Consider the following 23,121-nt stretch of genomic DNA (forward strand, 5'->3'; position numbering starts at 1 on the left):
ATACTATAAGAGTAAATTATATATTTCTAATGATTTGATATAGTTATTGGTTATATCTTTTTAACTAGGATAACGACCTATGGTATGAATTTATTCCTTAAAAAATGAATCATACCAAAGAAATATCATCCCGATTTTCTCTCTCAAGTGTATTTCCTTTATTTAACAAGCTCACAAACATCTCCAATTTTCTAGCTAATCCTTCGTACTCATCAAGATAATGTCCTAATTCCTCTTGCAGCACTCTTATTTCGTCATTCACCTGTTCTAGTGTGATTGATTCTGTTAAATTAAATTTTGAAAAGTCATACTTTGCTAGTTTTCGACTGATCGGTTCATCACTCTTCAAATTGATAAGCACTTCCGCCATCTTGTTTAAGGTGGCGATTTTTTCGTTGGTTTGAGTCAGTTTTATATCCAACTCTGCTATTTCCGCGACGAGGTTATCTTTTATTTCCTGGTATTTCTTATCTGTCTCGGTTAACTCGATCAAAAAATTAATTTCAGAAATTTTTTCCTGAAGTCTTGCAACTGTTGGTCTTCTGTAAGGTATCATCTGACTATCATTAGTTAACTGCCTAATTAAAGTTCGACCTTTAATAAACTGATTCTTATCCGAGTAGTTTTTGTTATAGATAAAGTATGAGGTTGTCTCACGGATATAGACTTTATATTTTTTCTGATTCTCTTCTTCCATAATATCCAATTGATAGTTGGGAATGAAAACAAGACCACTCTGCTTAATACCAAAAGACACCTTGATATAAATTCCCCCATCAACTAACTTCTCAATTTGGTGTTCTGCAAGCTCCACTTCAAATTCATGAACAGAATCTCTCTTTTTCTTAAATTCTTCAAAGGCTTCCTCAATTTCTTCAGTGGCTACCTTCTCCTTATCACGTTCTTCGTGAAAAGCATGATATTGTTCTTGAAGACTTTCAACTGCCTCTGAGAAAACAAATACCTTATCTTCAAAATAATTCTGAAAAAAAGCAACATCATATAACTTTTTCTCACTTATTTTTTTATGACTCAGACTTATCTGCTTGCCATTTTCTTCAAGAGTAAAGGTCACATTTTTTTGTTTTAAGTCAATGGATAGATTCAATTCTTTTGCTTTTGTCAGTAACTCTTCTAAAGAATTAACGAGGGGCAACAGAAATTCTAGCTGACTTTCAATTTCTATCTTGGCAAAATGAGTATGGAAAAAGTCTTCATCATATAAATCTCGTTTACTGAGTTGACGGCCTCGGATTGGTTTAGTCATTGCTCTATCGGTCATCATGAATCGACTATGCTTCTGACTAAAATCAATATGAACATGTAACTGCTCTGCTTTTTCTAAAAAATCATCAAAGGACTTTGACTGATGCATCAAAAAATAAAGGCGCTGCTTCAGCTCAAACTTATGGCTCGACTCCCTATATCTTTGATACTCTCGATACGAAGAGCGCTTCTCGATAATTTTTGTCCCCGCCATTTTAGAAATGCGGTCTGAAATCATACGGAGATTTCGTTCCAAGGCATAATTCCATATCAATTTTTTATCTGAATTTTGATCTATAGAATTGATTAGGATATGGTTGTGGATATGGTCTTTGTCTGTATGGGTTACCACGATAAACTTAAAGCGACCTCCAGTCAATTCCATCATAGTCTCGTAACCAATGCGGTTAATTTCTTCAGGGGTTAAATTATCTTCAGGAGAAAAAGATTGGATGAGATGATGGGCATGAATATTTTGCTGGTGTTTTTCCTGTCGATCATTTCTAGATTCATACAACTTGTCATTATTGGTAAAGTTAACATTGTACATTTCAACCATTTCTTCATAACTAGGAAAATCTAAGTAATTGCTCATGCCAAAATCAGATACCAATTTTAAATTGTTCGTTTTATCGGGATTGAGGATATATTTTATCAGGCGTCTACGATATTTTTTACCATGTGTCGCAAAATGTTTAGTGACTACCATGAAACTCCTTCAGTCTTTTCACTTCTACTTGGAATTCTTTGTCTACTTCCTTAATTAACTCTCCTACTCCTTTACTCAAGTCTTGTAATTGTTCCTGAGAAATCAAATGACTTTGGTTAATAGCACGCGCAATTTGATTGATATTATTTCCAATCCGTCTCAATTCAAAAACCAACTGGTCATAAGCATCCGTGTTAATTGTGACGAAAGACATATTGGGATTAAGCAACACTTTCCTAGCATAGACTGAGAAATTTTGACAATTACTCTTAGCAATTCGCTCATTCAATTGATGTAACTCTGAATCTGTTAGAAATACTTTTTTGAGATTGGTACGATAACGATAAACCATAGTAGCCTCCTATCTCATGTATTTTTCACAAAACTCACGACTGAGTGGCTGTGCTTGATTGACTTCCGCAATCAATTCTTGAACACAGGTCAATAAGATTGACACATGTTCTTGAGTCACTTGGTGATTCTCTCTTGCTATAATCAAAACCTCATGCACATCTCGACTAATCTGCTCAAATTTTTGAGATTGCCAAAGAGAGAACCACTCTTTGGCAGCTAACTGTTTGTCATCAATCATCAAAATTTTAGCTCTCACAAAGGGAGAAAAGTGACGATAGTTATCAACCTTCATCATATTTTCAATTTGATTTAGCTCATCTGCCGTTAGATTTACCTCTTTTCGAATGTCACGATACTGTTCAGACATCTCTTTCCCTCACTTTCATCCTTTCTCGGGTAAAACCCGCCCCCGTGTATTATACGGGAAATTTCCTAAAGACCTTGTTCGGTCTTTGCGAGCTCAGGCATTGTGGTCACAATAACCCAAAATCTAATCGCCAGCTGAACTAAACCTTACAGGTTAGTCAGCCGACGATAAGAAAATATGGTGGCTTCGCCCCCAAACCCCCAATAGAAAATCAAACCTTGATTTTTTTAGGAATGATATAAGGATAACAGGGATGATTTGGAAAAGGTATCACAACGTAGAAATGGAGGTAAGAAAAAAGAGAGCTAGATGCTCTCGGAAAAATCACATTTTTTATTTAAAAATTATTTGTGGAGTAGTAGTCACATTGGAAGATATTTCTTCAAACACTTCAGCTTCAACTGGTATTGGAAATAGTTCCCCAACAAGAAAAGCTGTTCCAGTTGGTAAATAAGAGAATCTAGATAACTGATTTTTATTAATGTAAGGGATTGTTTGTAAAAGATACTCTAGATCAATATTATTTTTTATTCGATGTATAATATAATTGTTACACTGTGATAAAACTGTTGATGAAAGTTCACTCGGTCTCTGACTAGACAGCAATAAGAAACAACCAAACTTTCTCCCCTCTCGCGCGATTTTCTTAAATACTTCTACTTCATGAAACTGACTGTTCTCTTTTATTTTTGATATATAACGATGTGCTTCCTCCAAAATAAATACATTTACCGTTCTTTGCTTTAATGTTAAAATTTTATTCTTAGAAAATTCTTTCTTTAGGACATAGGTTGTAAAGAATAAAAGTAAATCATCGTCCATTTCAGATACTGAATATACAACAGTTTTCGAATCAATAGATATTTCACCATTTTCAAAAAGTTTAGAGTACCGTGTCTGTATATTTTTTATACGAGTTTCAAGTGTTCCTGAATATGCACGTGCTTGACTATTCCCTTTACTTTCTTCAAGAAGAAATACATAATTTAAAGCGATTAGTAAATTTTCAAAGCTATCCACCTGATAATTGGCTTTTTCAATTTTTCGACTTAAATAACTATACTCAACTTCTCTATTTGTAGCTTGTAGTAAATCATTTAGGAACTTTTTCTCACCTCCTTGAGGAAAACTCCCATATTGTGAGCTATACTTTGAAGTGTCTATGCCAGTACCATCTAGAATACCAACTATTTTAGTACGTTTTGTCACAGCATCAGTTTGCTGATTAGTATAAAGATTATAAGCAATGAAACATTTCAACCAAGATTCGTCAATCGATTTTGTCAATAAACAGTTAGCAATTTTTAAGGCCATCTCAATAACAGGTAATTGAACTAATTCAGAAGGCTTAACCAAATTCAACCAATCCTGATGATCCAAATTTAATATATCTATACCATAGTCTTCCAAGACATTAATAATTTTAACGCCTGGTAGTTGACCATATTCATCATGAACATCAAAAATATGTAGTTTTAAATTGTCTGAGTCTATCTTATTTATTTCTGAAATAATTTTACGTACAGTAGTAGACTTTCCTGAGCCTGTGTTACCTAATATAGCACTATGATGTGTCAACAGTTTATTAGGATCAATTTTAGCAACATATCTTTCTTCAATCAAGCCAAGCGAAAGACTGTGTTTTAGTTTATTCTCATTGAAAATAATATTAAATTCTTCAAGAGTTGTTAAATAAACTTTATCTTGCAGAAATGGATATTTCTTTAAATTAAACTCAACAAAATCATTCTTTATCATACCAATCGGAACACATTCAAAGTTTCCTGAATAACTAAACTTTGCAGATTCATCAGCCGATAATGGCTGTTCTTTATCGGAAACCTTTACAACCTGATAAATAAATCTTTCATCGAAACGATTTTTTATTGTTACATAATCAATAACTCCCTTAGCAAGATAAATTTGCCCTTTGAAATTATAATTTAATTTTTTAAAATCACTAACTTCAAAAATCAATCTGTCATAAGAAACACTGACAACCTTACCAATACTATTCATTATTATCCTCTTCTACATCACTTGAAACTTGTTTTTGATAATTCAAGAATTCTTCCGATATCACATTGAAGTGGTGAGCATTTTTATTATCAAATTGCCCACCAATTAGATGTAAGTCTCTATTTTTAAATTCTTCATAAAAATCGTTTAACTTACTTTCATTTTTATTTCCAAAAATTATCAGATTAAAATCTTGATTCTTTAAATTTTGTGAAATAATTGTATTAATGTGTTCATCTGGAAAACCATATCCCATAACAATCAAAGTTGTATTTTTCTTTTGCAAACAGTTCGAGAATTCTCTAAATAATTCAGAATAAGGAGCTTGAGCTGTCTCTTTGTGTTTCAACATTGTAGGATAAATAACCACGACATCATCATCCGTTACCATAGAATTTGACTGATATAAAAATCCATCTTCCCCACTAATCCAATTTATCGATCCGTGAATCTTATATAAATTCGCTTCTTTAAAGACCGGTTGCCATTTGTCTTTGTATCTGTTAGTATCATCTACTAGCCTATATTTAAATTGATTTATATCAAATCTCTTAGCTAAAGTAGAGGGGAAACCTGTTGTATAGACTATATTGTTGGCTTCCAAACTGTATTCATTAAAAAGGTCATAATTCGTTGTGAAAATCGAAATTTTTGAGCTTTCTTCAGTACGATTTGAAAAAACAAATTTATAGAAATCAGCGTAAGTTTGAAAAACATCTCCCTTATATGAATCCGAATCTAATTTAGGAATAGAAGCTATAAATTCATCTTTTAAAATTTGAAAAGCATTTAATAATTGTTCGTTATTTGGACTAAAGTTTAAGCCATTCTGTATCCAGTTTAAAAGAGATTCTATATCGGAGAAAGAACTACAAAAATTTTCATAAATCTCTAACAATTGTTCCTTATCCCACAGTTGACTCCGAATAATATGGTTATATAAATCTGCAATTGTTTCCAAACTATGGCTTTCACATAATCGTACAATCACTCCCTTAAGAATCTCTTTATCATCAAGACTATTTATTAATAAGTTGACGTTCTTCGTATCCAAAAATTTTTTTATTACGCATAATATATCATCATATTTTCCAATTATAGTTTTCATAGTCTGTGACATAAGCGGGATTGCTGGTACAGAACAACCTGAACCAATAAAAAATACCAAATTTTCAGCGGAAAATTGTGTTTTGATAAAACTAGAAATATTTTGTTTTTGTTGATCTAAATCTAGTCCTTCGTTTTCATCTTTTCCTTGATAAAAGTGATATATTGACATAAATGTGACCTCCGATTAAATTAGTAACTACTTAAGTATTGTTATAAATCTACTTCAATTCTTGCATCTCCCTCAACCGTTCCTGCCCCACTTTAAGCATCTCCTCCTCCACCGTACTCCATTTTCCAAATAGGCATTCTTGTAGGACATCAGCAGCTGAGCCTTCATCCATTCCAGAATCATAAACACAGGTTCTATCCCTCTGATAAATTTGAATCTGTTCAAAGAGTTTATCAGTTTCTAATTCTCGTAAGTTATCAAGTAAATGCTCTACAATACCATCGTGATGTTCTTTAGGAGTTGCTCTAGCCTGACTTGGATTAACTGCATAAACTTCTTCATAACGGATTAAGGTGCTGAGATAGGACAATTCAGGCTTGGTTGCTATCAAAGCTAATGAGACTTGATAGCCTCGTGATTTCAATAGCCGAGCAGTTTTTCGCGGGACTTCTGTCGTTCTCAAAGTTCCTTCGATTAACAAATGATACCCCTGCTTACTTAGCTCATCTACAAGATGTTCCACCATTTTTCTTGCAAAACCTTTGGTATAATCCACGCTATTTTTACCGTATTCATCTTGTAAAGCTAGATAATTCGGGTGTAAAGAACGATAGCTGTCACCGTCAATAATAATGATATTGCCTTGGAACTCTTTCTGCTTGATACGGTGTATCGTTGTCTTACCCACTCCGCTTTGCCCACCAATTAAGATGGCTTTGGGGTTAACTGATGTCGTTTTACCACGAGTTAAGGAACGAAGGGGCCGTTTTAAGGCTAAGTCAAAGTCATCTTTGCTAAATTCTTCTAACCGCATTAAGCCACCACCTGATGATGAGCAAGCTCCAACATGCGCTCAATACCATCCAAATAACCATTGTAACGCTCCACTTCATCAAACGTATTAACAAGGTAAATCTTGGTATTGATAAGGTCTGACAAGTCATCACTCATTAAAATCCAAGGATTGGTCTCATCGTCAAAAGCGATTCCTTGACTATCTTGATAGCGATATAGTTGAGATAAAATCGCTGCGCCACGCTCTTTGATGACTTCTATTTTTAGCGTCAATTGATAATCTTCTACTGGTGTTAACATCTTCTCTTCTCCTACAATATCAACATAAGAAACATTGAATTTCTGACAAATGCAGTCTATAAGTTCTGTTGTGACTGAACTCGTACCATTTTCATAACGGCTAAGGCTATTTCGTGAAATTCCAACAATCTTTGCGAATTCTGGTTGTGTTAAATCATGGGTTTTACGTAACGATTTGATATTCTCTCCAATCATAGATGATCGCCTCCTATTTAGTTACTTTCATTATAACAAAAAAAAGCGAATAATGCACCATTTTTGGTGCGCTATTCGCTTTTCGGTTTCTTCGCCTGCCTAAACTGCTCTATCCGCTTTTCAAGTTGCTCAGTCTTCAATATATTCTTAGCTCCAGTAATGGTCTCATCTAGGATAGGTTCTATTGGCAAAGTTTCAGGAGACATTTTTTCATCTCTGTTAGTTTGACTTGTAGCGTCAAAAACGACATCTAATAATTGGTTGACCTTATGTAAGTCCGATTCAGACATTCCTGATAACCGATGAATAAGACGCTTAAAACTATCTTGATGTTGTGTTCGTTTTTTGAATAACTTCATCTTCTCTCCCCATAAAAAGCAGCCCTTGTAAGGACTGCCTCACTTACAAGTCATCAATAGCTGCTGAAATGGCTTGTAATTTCTTATTTTGCTTATTTTTGTCATCAATCAACTGGTGCAGCTCTTCAATTTTCTTCTGACTTTGACGAATATCCCCATTGTTTTGATCCATCACATCAGCTAGATATTGCTTGTAGTCGTTTGTAATGGTTGAGGAGTGCTTATCTTCTGGTATGCATTGCTCTTGAGTCTTTTGCTGTGGAACCATCTGATTTTTAGACTTTTGTTGTTCCATTTCAAAGGTTGCCACATAATCAACGTCTTCAGCGCCCTCTTGGTTTTCTTTATGAAATAGTGCCGCAATCTTCGCACGTTCTTCTGATGAAGACGTTGGTGTGTTATCATCTAGTGGTTGGTCAAAGGTCCAATCTTTTGTCATGTGTTATTCCTCATTTCTAGTGTCTGATAGTTTGAGTTCTTGTTCTTCTTGGCCAAAAGCCTGCGTCAATGCTTCATCAAAAGTCCAGGGACTATTTTGTTGCCGTTTGATAAATGTACTGTACATAGCCGTTTGTAATTGACTGCGATAAGTTTCTAAGTTTTCCGTTTCTTTCGCAACCTTTTCCTCTTGCCTAGCTACTCTTTCGGCTAGGCGTTCAATCACACTCATAGGGTGTCCTCCTTATCACTTTCTAGATTAAGCTAAGAAACTTGATTTTGTTATCACAACTCTAAAGCGGTATTTTTTCTAGGTGGAGGGTTACTTCTTAAAACTTGTAACTTGGCCGATTGTATCACATCTTTTAGAGAATGATTACTATGACCTTTCACAATATCGTTCCAATCTGCTTTAGTTTCTAGTTCCTGTAATGGTGGTAAGTCTGTTTCAATGGGAAGTCCTTTCTCAGATAATTTCTGACAAAAGTCTCGCCCTGCTTCATCATTATCAACAGCTAATGTTATCAAACCTGGGTGGTTCTGAAAAAAGATAGTTGTTTCTTGTATGATACGAAGAAAATGCGCTAATTTACTTGGCTTGATATTATCTAAAAAATTGAGCTTGTCATGTTCCTCTGCTGTTAACCTTAGTGTCTGATAAGCAATCACAGAGAGTTTTAAGCCTTCCATAGAAACCAAACGCACATCTGATAACTGCTTCTGATGGAGTTGATAATAACTCATCATATCAATTACCGATTCACAAAAGATAAGGCGTTTCGGTTTTCCAATATCAAAGCTCATTCCCACATATCCATGAGACCCTTTCATGATTTTCTTGAGGTAATCTCGATCATGTCTCTGAGCATTTTTGACAAGCCCTTGAAGACTTGCCCCCTCTAGTTGTCCATGATGATTGTAACTCTTAAAGACAAGGACTGATTCTTGAAAGGTCTTTGTCTGGTAATGAGCCTGTGCTAATAGACCTTGTCTGCCAAAAGCATTTATAGTCTCGTCACTTAAACCACGAATATCATTCAGGTATATCCGTGCTTGGTCAAATGGTTCTTCCCTTAGATAATAACGAAAGGGTTGGTAGGTCTCTTCGACTACCTTAGCTTGTTCAAAGTCTCCAGTTTCAAGGTAAGACAGAGCTTCTTTAAAAGACACTCCTGTCATTAACTGAACGAAATCAATCACATCTTCCTGGATGTCACGTGAAAACCATTTAAAAGTATTGGTATCCGCAAAAATCCTAAAGGAATCATGTTCTGGATGTTCATAGACTTGCCCTGATAGTCGTTTAAAAGAATAACCTAGACTTTCTGCCACCTCTAAAATTGCCTTTTGTTTTACTCTTTCAATTCTTGTCATGCCATCTCCTTATTAAAAAAAGCAGAAGATAAACTCCTGCTAGTTGGTCTCACTTGTAGTAGTGCCTTGAATCTTTGGAATGCTTGAATTTACTTCATCAGAAGACTCTTTTAAGTCCTCTAGCTTCCCATTCCAAATGGTTACCTGATTGACAAGGAGTTTATCTGACAATTTGGCATAAGATAATTTAAGAGAGGTCGTTTCTGTCTGTGTGCTTTTCTGAGCCTTATCGCTGATATCAGACACGTAAACAACCTGATAAGATACTTCCGCAAAAGCTTCATTTTCTTCTGTATTGACATAGATATTGGCAGACTCAAAGCGATAATCCAACATATAGTCTTTATAGACTTGGTTGATGGAATCTTCTTGACGAGCTACCTCTTCCTTAAAGACAGAATCTGTCATATAGGGCTTGATACGGTTGTTGTTCTCACCCAGCTTTTCCTTAGTATAGTATTGGGTGAGGAATTCCTTGACTAGCTCATCAGAGAGAACACTCGCCTTCCCTTTTTCTTTCTCTTTGATCAGTAGTTTATGAGCTTCAGTCTGAATCTGTTTCTGCGTGTGATTGGTTACAGACTGAGAACCAATAGTGTAGCCTATCATCACGATAAAGCTAGTCACAGCTAAACCACCGAGACCAATTAGAAGCCTAGCTTTCATTTTATTTAACATAGACAGTGCCATCTCCTTTTTTAATAAGATAGCCCCATCATAACAAGATTGACTTGGAAAAATTATCACAAAAAAGAAAAGGACTACCTAACTAGGTAATCCAATAATTATTATGAAGTCTATATTTTATAATAGTAACTATTCAAATGATAAATAATTTTCAAAAATTATTTTTTCTACCTCTTTTTTAATTAATTCTTTTTCATAAATACCAATCATTACACTATCATAATTTTTAAGTTCATCAGCAATCCCATCTAAATACGTATCTAGTGTCAATTGATTTCTTTTAAGATAATTAAGTAAAGCAAACTTAAAATCCTCTTTATAATCTTTATCATTAACAATTCTTAAATATTGATTCCCTTGACCTTCTGTCAATTTTAAAGTAAAAAATTTCAATAAAGACCCATCGAGGCTATATTTATAACCACTCAATCTATATTCAGCTTTTTCTTTAATAATATTAACCATAAATTCTTTTTCATCATGCTTTTCATCCCTCCACCATTTCCAATGTAAAAGTTTTTCAAGCAACAAAATTGAACTTAAAGGTAACTTTCCAAAATCATAAGAAGTTAGTAATTCCATATTATTTAGTAAAAAGTTACTCATAGATGAATTCAAAGTTTTATAGTCATCAGTGTAGCTAGGAAATAAATTAGGGGTTTGAGACAGACCTATTAGGTATTGTTCAACTAAATCTTGTTTTTCCCATCTTTCTTGCAACTCCACTCTTCTAAAACCATGTGTATTGGTAGACAATATACTTTGAACTACTATGAGTTTTAATTTAGGAATCCCTTTGAAATCTTTCAAAAACTCATCATCAAATAGTTCAATATCTCTTGTCTTAAATACCTTTCCAAGAACTTTCGAACCAAGACTCTTACCATATTTAATCTCATTGATTATTGAAACCATATCATTATAGATTTTTTCTCTTTCTTCTTTTATTGGTGGTAAAACTTCTGATAGAATCTCTATGTAACTTTCAACACTCGAATCCCAATTCGAATTTTCTGGATAAAGCAATTGGTACAAAGCAAATGCTCCACGATAATTAGCAGACATGGTTTTTACTATTTCTAACAAATTCGTAAATTGTGAGTTATTGTTATCGATATATTCAAAGTGATCAGTTAGGTACTTGAAGCAAGTTTTGGAATAACCAATCTTATTATCATAGTCTCGGATGATTACTTCATCACTATCTCCAAAAGAATCTAATATAATTTCAGGTTCTCTTAAATTAGGAAGAAATACATCTGATAGATTATCCGAACTTCTATATTTATCAAAAAGAATATTCCAAACATTTTCTTCATATTCATCATAATAGTCTCTAATCTCATTACGTTTAATATAATACTGTCTTCCGTCTTTACAATGGAATTCAATTTTAAGTATATTTGGATACAAAGAAATATATATATTATTACTATCAGATTTATATTTAATCTCGGAATAGTATGATGAATAAAATACATCTATCTTTTCGATTTCCTCATAATAACTTTTAGAAATTCTAAGATTAGAAGTAGAGATTGTTTTTTCAAAAATAAATTCACCGCCTGGGTTATCCGTTTCCCAATAATTTTCCCTAATATTATTTTGAGAAATCTTTTCCTGAATTAGGTATACCATCTGAGAAATTGATTGTTTATTTTTAGCCATTTTCGCTATTTTTTTAAACATATAAATATGTATATTATTAATCTCACTAAATTCATACGAATTAAGTGATAATCGTTTGATTTTATGGTTACACTCTACATCTAAAATAGGTTTCTTATTAAAAATACCCCCCCTGGATTCAAAGATACATTCACTCTCTATCCAGCGTGTATCCTTTTTAATCAATTTATCAAATATTTGAGCATCTAATTTAAATAAAGTAATAGCAAAAGAAATCAATTTGTCATCTTTAAAATCAATATTAGATATTAAATCGTATTTCTCTTTTATAAAGTACTTATAATTGACTATATCTCTATCTTCAAATTTGTCAAGAAGTTCAGTATCTATAATTTTTAAGTAAATAACTTTTAAAAATATAATTTTGTCTATGTTATTGTCAATATTAGACAAATCCATCTTGACTTGTCTAAAATAACTCTCCCTTGCTCCGTAGGAAAATTTTTGCTTGATTAATTTATTAAAGTATTTATTATATCTATTTTCAATATCCGATTTAATAACTTCTTTCAGACCTCCATCTGTTTTTTTGTTAATAAATATGGTTATTTTTGCGACTTTTAAACTAAACTTCAAAAGAAAAATAAATAAAATCAGTAGGAACCCAACTACAGACTGCCAAATATATTGATAGTGAATAGCAACTGATAAGTTGACTTTAACCATGAGAGGAAGAACAATCGATAGTAATAATGAACCAAAGAATTCCCAACTATTTGTTACATGGTACCAAACATTGCTTTTTGTCAAAAAATCCATTTTTTGATAGCCTAAGTAGGTTCCATTCTCTTTATTATCATACCCAACCATGAATTGTAGAAAACCGACATAAACTCCAAAACTTGCCCATATTGTCAAGACTAGAGAAAATAGTGATAATAAATCTAAATTGTTATCGCTAGTTTGAAATAATAAAATCTCATATTGATTGCATACCCAATAAATATAACTCACAATTGACCAAAATAATATATGGGAAAAAATTTTGATTTTAACACCTGAAATTAATTCATCCATAAAAATTGAAAATCTAAGCCAAAAAAACTTCATTATATAGGACAGTACAAAAATAGGACAGTACAAAAATAATTATTGGGAAATATAGGATTAATTTTTCAAGCAAACAAAACACCTCTTCTTTTTTCTAATCATTAATGATTATACCTGATATATATAAGGCACACAATCACTATTACGAGTTCGTTTCAAAAATAATCTATAGAAAAGGACTACCTAACTTAGGTAATCCCATTACGTTATGCCATCCGACTTCTAACAACTTTTCTAACAAGTCCAAAGACAAGTAAAAGATTAAAAATAATATAGAAAGTGGTAAAGCTCAAAATACCATTGGTGGCTAAATCTTCCACATAGAGGTATCGTTCTGTAAAAAAGAGGTAAATTCCATAGACTTCTGTGAAAGCTAAAAATCCGATTAAACCAATGACAAATAAGCTTCCAAGCATCTTCGCAATCTGGTAAAGGACAAGCAAAATAAGCCCTGTTGCTGCGATAATGAAAAGACTTTGAATAATTTGTTCAATCATATCTGTACCTCTTTCTACGCTAATTGCTTACAATAATAATCTGCCTGTCCCTTGTCTAGGTCATCCAGTTGTGCCACTAGGTTAAGATACTCTTCTTTGGTGACCTCATCTAAGTCTGGAAAGTCATTCTCACGAGTCATGATAATTACCTCTAATTGACCAATGATTTCTCGCTTTGAAAAGCTGTAATCAAGGGTTTCATCTTCATATTGTTCCTTTAGGACTTGATAGTTAGCTCGGTCTTCGGAGCTTGTAAAACCTTGTGCTAACCATTCTTCTAATTGGTAACGTATATCTTCTACTGTCTGGGTCATAATCAATTCTCCTTTGATGATTTCTTAATGTCATTTTACCGCGCTCATTATTTTTTGTCAGCCTTTTTCTTAAAAATCAAGCGAAAGTTGTTGGTCCTGTTGCGGTTGGATCGCTTCATTGAACTTAGCTAGGGCTGCATCAATTTCCTCAACCTCTGCTTCTTGTTCAACCAAAGGGGCAAGGATGTCATATCTGGCTTTAACCAGCTGATAATCCTCTTCTTTAGGAAAGACCTTTTCCACTTCAACCCTTGCGACTGATAGCTTATCTTTCAAATTGTTAGCCATTTCTTCTGTCTTTTCTTGGTCTTCTAGGATATGGTCAATGGCATTAGTAATGTGTTGGATGGTTCCCACATCTGATTTCAAGTCTAAAGAGACAGAATACTGGTTGCTTCCTGAAATGGTTAAAGACACCATATCTGGCAAGGGCTCACTAGGACTTCTGGTTGCCATTTTAAGCTCAAACCCTCTAAAGGTTGCAAGCGTTCTTACTTCTTTGGTTTCAGAACGGTTATAGGTAATGAGTTTACGTAGATAGTCTCCAGCTTCTGCACGGTTATCCATCATCTGATTATCAAATCGCATGGCAAAATCTTGTGACTTAGTTTCTAAGGATTGGGCAATATCTCGGTCATATTGACTAAGGCGTTTCTCTAATACAGGGAGGTTCTGCTCACAGTAAGAAATGGTATGGCGATACTCATCTTTGGAGCGATTAAAGGCACGCTTTTGATTGTCCAATACCGTCAACTCATTCTCTAGTTCCATTTTTAGTTTGAGATAAGGATTACCTGTCGCTAAAGCCTTAAAGTCTGAAGCAGTCATGGTTTGTTCATCAATGTCTTCTGCCGACCGTACTGGGTCTTTAGAGGTCATGATTTGCGTGATATATTTGAGTTTATTCTCCTGAGTTTGCCAGAGGTAGTTGTCGAAGCTCCCTTTCGTAATGTAATGGTAAATATCTACCTCTTGGTGCATATTGCCTTGACGAATTAACCTACCATTGCGTTGTAGGCTAAGTATCCAGCGCCTTACCGTATTACTACGGCAGGTTTCCAAATACTCGCCCCCGAACCGTACGTACACCTCTCAATGTATACGGCTCTCCATTTATAAACTCAATCTAACTTGCCATGATGTAATTTCTTATGGCAATCTTTACACAGTGCTATTGTTTTCCGTTGTCTAGAAATCATCAAACGTTCCCAAAAAGTTTTCCCTTTTAAATCCTTGAGTTTTCTCACATGATGGATTTCTAGGGAACTGTCGGTTGCTTGACAATATTCACAACGATTTGCTTTTAATCTATCAATTAGATTTGTACGACTGAAATATTTTGCCGTATTTGGCAAATTATCGTTTTCAAGGAAAGATTTCTTTTGACGTCTAAAACCTCCGTTATAGAAATAACGGGTCATTGTATCTCCTTTACGTCCAATATACTGTACCCTGAATTGACCATCCTTTTTATATTTACGGATGATGTGAGATTTAGTCGTACGATACTTGGTCGCATAGGTTTTATACATGCTATATTCCATAATATACTTAAAGCGATGGAGGATAGAACTGTTGTTAGCGATACAATAATAGTTATAAAAACCTCTTATTTCCGCATTGTAGCGTTCTAAAATCTCTAAATCATCACAGTCTTTCATAAAATAACGAGCTGTTGGTTTCCAAACTTCGTGACCTCTATGATAAGTCATTTTCATAGCCCCATAGGACAGTAATCTATCTCGAATCGTTTCAATAGAAACCTCTAAAACCAATCTACCTGTATAATTTCTGACCAATCGCCCTACCGAATCACGTTTGGCTAAATTGGATTGGCGAATGTACAGATGATAACCCAGAAACCTCGCTTTATCTCTTGCATTGGTAATCAGGGTTTTCTCTTCAGAGAGTTCCAATTTGAGAACCGTTTCCAAATAGTCCTTAATGTCTGCTTTAATACGACGAGCGTCCTCTTTACTTCCAATCACACCACAGATAAAATCATCTGCATATCGGGTATAGGTTAGACGCTTAAAACTACTATCCATAGGGTCGCTATGAGGAATCAATACTCTTTCCTTTTCTAATTGACGAATACGTTGAATGGCTTCTTGGCGTTGGTTTTCCGTCGAAGTACACTCTAGTGTTCTTCTTGCTTTTCCCAGTGCAATCTCATTTTGGCGATATTCTGGGGTGCGTTTACGGTATTTCCCTTCACAGAAGTTCTTCACATAATCTGTCATATATTTATCAAACTTATCCAAATAGATATTGGCTAGAATTGGACTGATTATTCCTCCTTGTGGAGTTTCTGAGTAGGTTTTGTAGAATTTCCAATCTTCCACATATCCTGCATTGAGAAATTTACGAATCAGGCGTAAGAAACGCTCATCCGTAATTCTTTCTCGTAGAATTTGAATCATCACATCGTGGTTGATATTATCAAAAAACGATTTGATATCTCCTTCAATAAACCACTTTACTCCTGTATAGGTTTTCTGAATTTGAGTAAGTGCTGAATGACAGCTTTTATTCGGACGAAAACCATGGGAAGAGGATTCAAATTGTCCCTCGTAGATGGATTCCAAAATCATTTTGATAACCTGTTGTAAGAGCTTATCATCAAATGATGGAATACCTAGTGGACGTGGCTTCCCATTCTTTTTAGGAATATAGGTTCGTCTTGATGGATGTGGCTGATAAGATTCATCTTTCAGGGAATCAATCAATTGGTCAATTCTAGCCATACTCATACCATCAATCGTCAACTCATCTACTCCAGGTGTCATGTGTCCTGGGTTAGCGTAAATCGTTTGATAGGCAACTAAGTACATTTCTTTGTTGTAAAGTAAGCGATAAAGTCGCTCAAATTGATAGTTTTTATCTTTACTGTGTTTTGTTAGATTGTTTAACACATTTTGAGGATTTCTCATGGTGTCTCACACACCTTCCTTTCCATAATGTTAATGTTATAAACTGTTCCCCTTCGCCATGTACGTGCCATTAACACGCTCGGACTACTATGTGAACTCCGTTACCTTATCAAATATTCATAAACCTGATGTTTAATAGCTTTTACAAGCGTTTTGACTTAGGTAATCTCCGTTTAGCTGGTATAGTAACATAGCTTGATAATTTCTTCGGATAGGACGTTCATCTGTTTTCATTTACTATGAATACGCTATGGAATCCCTTTGCTTCATTATCTTATCCAGTGATAGTGAAGTTCCATAGTATGAGGGTTTTAGTTATCTTACCTCACAGTCCCGACACAGACCGTTTAGACTATCCTTCAATCAGTTTAGATTTTATCCTTATAATTATCTCAGTAACATCTGTTACATTGTCATCTCCTCATTCAGTCGTGATGTGATAACTCATCAACTTATGAGTTTCCCAACGTGCTTTGTTCCCTGATATTTGGTTTCCCTCACAGGTTAGTTGGGTGATGATAGGCATTAAGGTCACGCCTACTACTTTGCCAAAAGTAGATTGACTATACCGCCTTTACGGACGCACGAACAATATCAGAGGGACGCCAGGGAACGTCTAAATGGTGGACTGCTTTCATACGAGACTGCACGTTTAATCCTGTTCCACCTTTTTCCGTAGAAGTCATGAGAATCCTGACTTCCCCACTATTGATCTTGCGTGACAGAGAGTTTTTCTTGTCATCCGTATTAGCGTCATGGACAAAGGCAATTGCTTCTTTGGGAATCCCTCTATCCACTAAGAGGTCTTTCAATTCATTGTAAACGTCAAAGCCCTCTTCCTTATTCTTAGGCGTTCCAATATCTGAGAAAATCATCTGGGTAGCTTTATCATCTTCTCCCTCACGGTAAATGCGTTCCACATTGTCCACTACTTGAAGAATCTTCTGATTGTCCGATAAGGTATAGGCTGGGTCAATGAGGCGCATATCAATAGCTAGTTTTCTAGCTTCCCCAGTTATCTTTAACATGTTATCGACACTAGGGTCAACGCTGCCTGACTTGATAGCGTCTGAACGGTCAACCAACTCTTCAAGGTAGTATTTCTGAGCTTCTGTCAATTCGCTCTCCACCGCAATAACTTTAGCTTCAGGTACAGGTAAATCAAGCATATCTGAGGTCTGAATATCAGCTGTTTCCTTATAAATCCGCATGAGTTCAGGCAGGTTCACAAACTTCTTAAAGCGTTTCTTAGGTTGGTATTTATCACCTGTCGGTGCTAGTTCCATAGCGTTTTCGATATTCCCAAAAGTTCCAACCCATGAGTCAAAGTTTGAGACTTGATACCGTTCTAAGACATCTGGTTGAATATAGCTCATCATGGTATAGAGTTCACTAATAGAGTTAGAGACTGGAGTTCCTGTCGCAAAAACCACGTTACGATAATCATGTTCTCCTTGAACCTGTCTGACCTTCATTTCCATATCCACGTTCTTTTTAGAAGTCGTGTTGGTAATTCCAGCCACATTCCCAAGGCCTGTAATGGGTCTGATATTCTTAAAATGGTGAGCCTCGTCCACAAAGAGAAAGTCAATGCCTAGATTTTCAAATTCAATAAAGGTATCACGTTCCAGTTTTTGGAGTTCTTCTAATTGGTGTTCCAAACCTTTGATGGAACGCTCTGCTTCTTTGACCGTATAATCACTATCACTGCCTTGCTTGATGTCACGGAGTTGTTGTAGCTTATCTTGGATATAAGTCACCTGCTTTTCATGGCTCATAGGGATTTTTTCAAACTGGGAATCCCCAATGACAATAGCATCGTAGTCCCCTGTGATGATCCGTGACACAAATTGCTTGCGTTTAGCTTTCGCAAAATCTTTCATGGTCGTCACATAAACATTCTTCGTTGGGAAGAACTTCATGATTTCTTGGCCAAACTGAGCGGTCAGACTTGATGGCACCACATAAAGAGGCTTATGCACCATACCCAATTCTTTCAGTTTGAATCCTGCCCCAAGCATGGTTAAGGTCTTACCTGAACCCACTTCATGAGCTAAAAGCGCTCGTTTTTCTTCCACAATCCGTTGAATAGCATTCTTTTGGTGAGGGCGTAAGGAAATATTCTGGGCAAGCCCATCAATGGTTAAATGGCTGCCATCATAAACTTTTGAGACTGTACGATTATAAAGGCTATTATAGGTCTCTTCAATCATCTGTTGCACCTCTAGGTAACTAGCCACAAAATCTTGGAAGAGTTCTTGAAGTTGTGTTTCCTTAGCACGAAGAACCGTTGTCTTCTCCACGTCTGTCACATGCTTTTTCTTATCCCCGTCTTCCACTTGTTTGGTGATGGTTGGTTGATTGGAATTAAGCAGGTTTTCAAAGATTTTTCGGCCACTATCATAGCGTGAACCAGGCACACCTAAACTTCTATCCGTTGCGGTAGAATACCTAAAGGCAAACTTGGATTGGTAGGACATCGTCCCATCAATCGGACTGACTTCAAGAACAGTTGATACTTCTTGATCAGTCGGGTCAAATGTTTGTCCCATAAAGATTTCTTGGGCAAATTTCCCATAAACGACTAGAGGAATCCAGCGTGAGCCAATCCGATAATCAATATCAGCTAAGGTCACACGTCGTGGTTTCACATCTTCTAAGAGACCTTGATAATAGACCCAAGGAAAATCAGAGTTGTCTTCTTTAATGAGTAAGTCCACAACCTCTAACTTAGTCACCACATCCCCTGATAAGAAATCCTGCCGAGATACATAGACCACTTCCCTATCGTTTAGATAGCGTTCTGGGTCTGGAACAATAGCGTCTCCTAATTCCTCAATCAAAGTCGTTTTAGAGTCTGTTTGATAAATAGACATCATGTAATCCAAATCTACCCCACGACCATCTGCTAGACTAGAATTGAGAGCGTCAAGGGCAGAAGAAACTGCCGTTACTTCCTTTTCAGGACGAACTAGGGCTTTCTCAAAAGCCAGAGACTTGGTATAAATAACTGTCTTCCCACTCGGGTCAAGGCTTTCATCTTCTAAACTCGCAAGAAGGGAATACTTATCATCACTGTCAAAAAGGTTATGATTCACAGCACTATTGACATAACCAAAGCGTTTCACAAAACTATCATAGGCTTGATTGAGTTTTCCAAGTAAGTGTGCAAACTCTTCCTTGTCATAATCATAGTAACGTTGAATGGCGATGACCTCTTGGTAAGCATTTCGAATATCAACCATCCCTTTAATCCGTGCTACTTCTTTCTCTGACAAGGGAGCTTCATAGAAAACCGTCTTTTTGAAGTAGCCCTTAAATCGCCCACGTTTGGTGGCTTCTTCTGTCACATACACATCAAGAGCAGTGCTATCGGTGACTTCGAGGTCATTAAAGCGGTCAATCTGTTTTTGCGAATGCTTGGTATCCCAAGCCTTAAAGGTCCCCTCCTCGTCCACATAGTAGCTAATCTCCTCGGTCTTAGTCCCAACACGGATTCCCTTATTATCTCGGTAGTAAACCGTCGAATCCTTATAACCAAAACTATAACGATCTAAGCTTTCTCTGATGTCAGGTGGAATCGAGGTATCAACGACCTGTTTTTTCATCACATCAGGAGTGATGAAGATGTCAAAGTTATCCACCACTCTAGGGACTTTAACCTGTTTAAGAGCAGTCTGAACAACTGCTAGCAAATTATCAGAAGTTCCTTTAACAGACAGTGTCCTACCGTTAAAGTTTCTAACCTCATAGGTCCCAAGAACCTGACTGTTGTATTCCCCATCAAAGTAAGGATTCAGCCAAATACGATCATCCTTGTCATAGCGAATAGAACCTGAAAAAGCTAAATCATCTGCCACATATCCCTTATCCATATGTTTCTGGAAGAACAACATATCTGTTGTGACACTCGTTCCTGCAATGGCCTTAAAGGCGCTATCTGGTAAACGCACACCACCAAGAAAATCAGTCGTCTCACGAATGTCCTGGAGAATATTTTCTGTTCGTTTGTCCATGGTTCCTGTGGAGGAAATGATAGCTACTTGCCCACCATCATGCACCAAATCAAGGGATTTTTTAACAAAGTAATCATGAATCATATAGGGTTTGTCATAGCGATTATCCGCAATCCTGATATTGGCAAAAGGCACATTTGAGAGAACCAAATCAAAGCTATTGTCATTAAATGCAATAGTCTCAAAGCCCTTTACTTCAATGTGGCTATTCGGATGAAGGTGTTTGGCAATAGCACCTGTAATCGTGTCTAACTCTATACCATACAACTCACTGTTTTCTCTCAGGTGTTTAGGCATTGCCGCAAAGAAATTCCCCGTTCCCATAGACGGGTCTAGTATTTTACCACCAGTAAAGCCATCACGTTCTAACTTCTCCCACATCTGACGAATCAAGTGAGGGTCTGTGTAATAAGCTGTCAAAGAAGATTGTTTCATGTCCGAATACTCTTTATCAGTGACTAGCGTTTTTAATGCCTCACGTTCCTTAGAAAACTTTGGGTTATACTCGTCAAAGAACTCGTTAGCTAAGCCTCCCCAACCTACGTATTTGGCAAGGAGTTCTTGTTCACTAGGTGTGGGTTGACGGTGTTCAGATTCAAGAGCTTTTACAAGACGAATAGCAGCAACATTCATTTCAACCTTATCCCTTGTTGTCTTAGGGTAAAAGTCTGTTAGATCTTCTGGGAAGTGAAAATCAGTGGCAGGAACTGTTTCAGTGATATCCGAATCCATCTCCAACTCATCTTCTGACAATGCTTCTTCTTGTTTAGCCTCTCTCTTATTTGATGATAGAGATGTTATCACTTGAGAAACCGGCTCATTTTGTTCTTCCATATCCATAAAGGAAAACAGGTCTAATTCTTGGCTAGGTTCCTCCACTTCCTCTTTTTCTTCGATAGAAATAACTTGAAGAGCCTGAGTGATGTCCTCTAAGGTCCGTAAGAAAAGAACGGGGTTTTGTTCAATCACATCGGTGAAATCATTTTGTAATTCAATCCGAATCAGGTTATTAACGCCTGAGTCCTCAATGGCCATTACCTGAAACTCTTGCCCCTTATAAATCACTCTAGAATCAATCGGGTAGCGTTTAAGGGCTTCTTCTACGATGGGATTTGGTAGTTTTTCTTGAGTCACAATGGTTTCAGGTTTTGTTTGTGAGAGGTGTTCTCGCCATTCTCTAAAGGATAGGTCTGATTGGGACAGTTTGTCCCTTTCAAAGGTTCTCGCTTCCTCAAGAGTGAGTTCTTCATGTAAGAAGGCGTAGGCAATGGGTCTTGCTTCTTCTAAATCTAGCTGACTAGTCAAGAAAAATTCAGCCTTGTCATGGGTAAGTCCCATCTGAAGCAATTCTGTTGCAAGGGCTAATTGAGTGACAGTTGCTTTAGGATAGCCCCTTAATAAGGCGAGGTCGGCATTCTTCAAATGAAAACGCCCTGCAGCATCTATCAGTATCCCACCTTGTTGCTCGTCAACGTCAGCTAAGTCTATTCCTAAACGAGTCAGTTTTTCGGTATTTTCACCCAAAATGGTTTGACCCATTTCAGTTAAGATCACTTCTTCTTGAGGTGTTAAAGGACGTTGTAAGTCATAGACGGTCCCATCAGCTTCTAAATAGGTTAATAGCTCATTGTCCGCATAGATTGGCGTCATTTCCATCTCATGGTGAACCTCCCCACGTCTCAGGTTTGGTAGCTTTGGACGGCTATTTCTCACTTGGTCAAAGTGACTTAGTATCTCAAATTTTTGGGACAAGTTTAGATGTTCATAGGCTGGTAAATGTTCTGTTTGCCCTGTTCGTAAATCTAGTTGTGATAAATCTTCCTCAAGACTTGCAATGACGATACCCCCTTCTTCACGAAAGGTGATGTCTTGAGGAGGTTCTGGAACTACTTTTTCTTCAGCTGCACCCTCTCTTTCCTCTACCGTTTCCTGGGTGCTTATTAGTTCAGGTTCATAAGTGAGAAGAAATTGTTCAATATCACGGCTAATACGGTCAGACAAATTATTGGCCACTCGGTAGACATTAACCAAATTAGCAGCTTTTCCTTTATCCAAAAGAGAAGCTACCGAAATGGACTGATAGGCGCCTTCTTGGTCTAAGAGCTGAAAGCGAGTGGCTAGGTTAAAGAGGGCTACTTCAATCACCAAGGCTTTCTCATCATTGTTTAACTGAGGTAACTTCTTTAAGCCAGCCTGACCAAAGGTCTGCGTGTAGGTGCTTAGGTCAGTCACTCCATCAAAGGGGCTTGCCTCTACAAAAGCAGAAACTTCGGTTTCAAAGCGAGCCACTTGAACAGGTGAGGTGACTACTCCTCTTTGGGTTGTAAAATTTTGGATAAGGCTATCCCAATCCTCATCAAAATGGACTGCTTGATAGCGTAAAAAGGATTCCAAAAGAATCTGGTCACGTGGCAATCTTGCCCGCAACATTTCAAGTAATTGTTCTTGAGTCATATGTTCCTCCAATTAAAAAGGGGCTG

17 protein-coding genes and 1 pseudogene are annotated in these 23,121 nt (G+C 36.3%); all 18 read right to left on the minus strand.

Annotation, left to right across the window (positions count from 1 at the left end):
* Nucleotides 1-109: 109 nt before the first annotated feature.
* The 18 genes and pseudogenes from STRUR_RS05635 to STRUR_RS05720 all read right to left on the minus strand — a co-directional run bounded on the left by STRUR_RS05635 (nt 110) and on the right by STRUR_RS05720 (nt 23,095).
* Complete coding sequence (locus STRUR_RS05635) at nt 110-1,975, minus strand: SAG1250 family conjugative relaxase (RefSeq protein WP_006738898.1); 1,866 nt, start codon at nt 1,973-1,975, stop codon at nt 110-112.
* The gene (gene mobC, locus STRUR_RS05640) at nt 1,962-2,327 is read right to left on the minus strand and encodes a plasmid mobilization relaxosome protein MobC (RefSeq protein ID WP_003050778.1); all 366 of its coding nucleotides are present in this window, start codon (nt 2,325-2,327) and stop codon (nt 1,962-1,964) included. The genes STRUR_RS05635 and mobC overlap by 14 nt, the downstream gene beginning before the upstream one ends.
* 9 nt (nt 2,328-2,336) lie before the next feature.
* Complete coding sequence (locus tag STRUR_RS05645) at nt 2,337-2,696, minus strand: SAG1252 family conjugative relaxosome accessory protein (protein ID WP_003050781.1); 360 nt, start codon at nt 2,694-2,696, stop codon at nt 2,337-2,339.
* Nucleotides 2,697-3,029: 333 nt separating this feature from the next.
* Complete coding sequence (locus STRUR_RS05650; protein ID WP_006739047.1) at nt 3,030-4,715, minus strand: ATP-binding protein; 1,686 nt, start codon at nt 4,713-4,715, stop codon at nt 3,030-3,032.
* Nucleotides 4,708-5,994, minus strand: a complete 1,287-nt coding sequence (locus tag STRUR_RS05655) for an SIR2 family protein (protein WP_006739494.1) — start codon at nt 5,992-5,994, stop codon at nt 4,708-4,710. Before STRUR_RS05655 ends, STRUR_RS05650 begins: the two co-directional genes overlap by 8 nt.
* 49 nt (nt 5,995-6,043) lie before the next feature.
* The gene (pezT, locus tag STRUR_RS05660; protein WP_006740290.1) at nt 6,044-6,808 is read right to left on the minus strand and encodes a type II toxin-antitoxin system toxin PezT; all 765 of its coding nucleotides are present in this window, start codon (nt 6,806-6,808) and stop codon (nt 6,044-6,046) included.
* A complete protein-coding gene (gene pezA / locus STRUR_RS05665; RefSeq protein ID WP_006738614.1) occupies nt 6,808-7,284 on the minus strand; it encodes a type II toxin-antitoxin system antitoxin PezA in 477 nt (158 codons plus the stop codon). Before pezA ends, pezT begins: the two co-directional genes overlap by 1 nt.
* A 71-nt stretch (nt 7,285-7,355) precedes the next feature.
* On the minus strand, nt 7,356-7,643 hold the full coding sequence (locus STRUR_RS05670; protein WP_006738783.1) for a hypothetical protein: 288 nt from the start codon (nt 7,641-7,643) through the stop codon (nt 7,356-7,358).
* A 43-nt stretch (nt 7,644-7,686) separates the two neighbouring features.
* Nucleotides 7,687-8,082, minus strand: coding sequence for a DUF5945 family protein (locus STRUR_RS05675; protein WP_006739198.1), 396 nt, complete (start codon nt 8,080-8,082; stop codon nt 7,687-7,689).
* 3 nt (nt 8,083-8,085) lie between these two features.
* A complete protein-coding gene (locus STRUR_RS05680; protein ID WP_006740484.1) occupies nt 8,086-8,313 on the minus strand; it encodes a DUF5965 family protein in 228 nt (75 codons plus the stop codon).
* Between the two features lie 53 nt (nt 8,314-8,366).
* Nucleotides 8,367-9,455 carry a toprim domain-containing protein gene (locus STRUR_RS05685; RefSeq protein ID WP_006739884.1) on the minus strand — a complete coding sequence of 363 codons (1,089 nt, stop codon included), beginning with the start codon at nt 9,453-9,455 and terminating at the stop codon, nt 8,367-8,369.
* Between the two features lie 39 nt (nt 9,456-9,494).
* Entirely contained in the window at nt 9,495-10,133 is a 639-nt protein-coding gene (locus tag STRUR_RS05690) for a hypothetical protein (RefSeq protein ID WP_006739854.1), read from the minus strand.
* A gap of 138 nt (nt 10,134-10,271) precedes the next feature.
* Entirely contained in the window at nt 10,272-12,848 is a 2,577-nt protein-coding gene (locus tag STRUR_RS05695; RefSeq protein ID WP_006740540.1) for a hypothetical protein, read from the minus strand.
* Between the two features lie 239 nt (nt 12,849-13,087).
* Nucleotides 13,088-13,378: a DUF5966 family protein gene (locus tag STRUR_RS05700; protein ID WP_006738782.1), complete on the minus strand. Its 291-nt coding sequence runs from the start codon at nt 13,376-13,378 to the stop codon at nt 13,088-13,090.
* A 14-nt stretch (nt 13,379-13,392) separates the two neighbouring features.
* Entirely contained in the window at nt 13,393-13,692 is a 300-nt protein-coding gene (locus tag STRUR_RS05705; protein ID WP_006739654.1) for a DUF5962 family protein, read from the minus strand.
* A 69-nt stretch (nt 13,693-13,761) separates the two neighbouring features.
* Nucleotides 13,762-14,709, minus strand: a pseudogene (locus tag STRUR_RS05710) (hypothetical protein); the annotation flags it as partial.
* 104 nt (nt 14,710-14,813) lie between these two features.
* Nucleotides 14,814-16,625: a reverse transcriptase domain-containing protein gene (locus STRUR_RS05715; protein ID WP_006740042.1), complete on the minus strand. Its 1,812-nt coding sequence runs from the start codon at nt 16,623-16,625 to the stop codon at nt 14,814-14,816.
* Between the two features lie 563 nt (nt 16,626-17,188).
* Nucleotides 17,189-23,095, minus strand: coding sequence for a helicase-like domain-containing protein (locus STRUR_RS05720; protein ID WP_006739903.1), 5,907 nt, complete (start codon nt 23,093-23,095; stop codon nt 17,189-17,191).
* Nucleotides 23,096-23,121: the final 26 nt, after the last annotated feature.

This window comes from Streptococcus urinalis 2285-97 (assembly GCF_000188055.2).
Lineage (GTDB): Bacteria > Bacillota > Bacilli > Lactobacillales > Streptococcaceae > Streptococcus > Streptococcus urinalis.